This window comes from Paenibacillus naphthalenovorans (assembly GCF_900099895.1).
Classification (GTDB): Bacteria; Bacillota; Bacilli; order Paenibacillales; family NBRC-103111; genus Paenibacillus_G; species Paenibacillus_G naphthalenovorans.
The window spans coordinates 1-1,521 of the sequence record NZ_FNDY01000089.1 but is presented as its reverse complement, the minus strand read 5'-3'; the positions used below and the strand labels follow the sequence as shown (position 1 = coordinate 1,521).

Below are 1,521 nucleotides of genomic sequence, written 5' to 3'. Positions count from 1 at the left end.
AACTCAACTTTCGCAGCTTAAATTCGGTAGGTAAGCCTTGATGTAATTGGGCAAACCGGCGATCCAATGCTGAAGTTGTGTTTGGATAAGTGTTGTGATCTTCTTACTGGCTTTCTTAGCGACTTCCTCGAGCAATTCAATAAGTTGCTTTAAGGCTACTGCCCAATCTAATTGACTTACTTCATCGCATAGCAAATGAAACAAGCCGCCTAGCGTGCGGTTGTCAGTGCTTTGTCGGTGTTGCCACGCCAGCAATATGTAACGGGAAAAGACAATCGTAGTATGGCTGATGAGCAAGTCATACGAGCGCCCCTGAAACTCTTTTTGTAGACGCAGCAAGGATTTGGCGCACTTGAAGAACACTTCAATATCCCAGCGAATTCCGTAGATCCGGATTATTTCTTCTTCGGGGATGGAGAGGTCAGTGCATAGAATCGCAAGCCATTCTTTCTTCTTTGAGCGGTGGCGCACGAAAACCATTGTGACCGGAATCCCTGGGGACAACTCGGTACGAATGGAACGCAGGATTCCATTGTTCTTCCCTTGAACGGGGATGGCTTCAAAGTAAAGCTCTTGCAAGGATAAACGGCGACCGCGAACAAGATAACGTTTCTTGTCCGCTTTGACCATGCCGATCACATCCAGACCGCAATCAAGGATCGCTTGGATTAATGGGGCATGTGTGAACCAACTGTCCATGAGGACGTACGAGGCTTGCATGCCCGCCGAAAGCGCACGATCAATCATCGCTGGAATGACTTCAGGAGCAGGCAGCAAAGCTTCGACCCGCCGTTTGTAGCCGGACGTTCTCTTGTCGATCCCCTGCATGATGCCGTTCACTTGCGACTTGATTGAAGCGAGCAAAGAGAAGTCAACCGGAATAAACGTATGGCCGTCCGACCAGCCTAGCGTGAGCATCCGGAATCCTTTGTAGTAGCAACCCGTCGCATGATCCTTAAATCGGGAAAGCAGTTCAACCGCCTTGCTGCGATTTCGCTCAAACATGGAGTCGTCAACAACAAATACGGTTACGCGATTTTCTCCTGTCAGCGGCTGAATCTTACCAATGGTGGAGGAACTAAGCAATGTTAGAAATCTGCGCCATGCATAGCCGCTGTGATTTAGGAAGCGATAGACCGCATCCTTGCCAGGAAATGATTCACCCTTGTGGCTTTCCAACAAACGAAACCAGTTCTTGTGATGAAACAAGAGCACAAAGACAAGTTGGAATAGAAACGAGCAAGTATATCCGAATTTCTTTTTGAAGCCCGCTGTTCTTAAGTGTTGCAACACTTTCAGTTCTTTGAAGGCTGATTTGATTTCATTTGGAAGTTGATTCTGTTGTACGTTTTGCTCTATCATGTAGAGGACACCTCTTCTGTATGGTAGTGTTTGATTCGACACTCTCACTTTACCAAACGAAGCGGTGTTTTTCTATTTTTACAACATCCGTATTGAATCTGCTGTTTGTCTAGTCACATCATGCAATTAAACCGATTTTCGCTCTGCGAAAGTTGAGTT

The 1,521-nt window shown here is 46.6% G+C and carries 1 protein-coding gene; it reads right to left on the bottom strand.

Annotated elements, in window-relative coordinates:
- Positions 1 to 3: 3 nt before the first annotated feature.
- A complete protein-coding gene (locus BLT35_RS26065) occupies positions 4 to 1,362 on the bottom strand; it encodes an IS4 family transposase (RefSeq protein ID WP_074730243.1) in 1,359 nt (452 codons plus the stop codon).
- Positions 1,363 to 1,521: the final 159 nt, after the last annotated feature.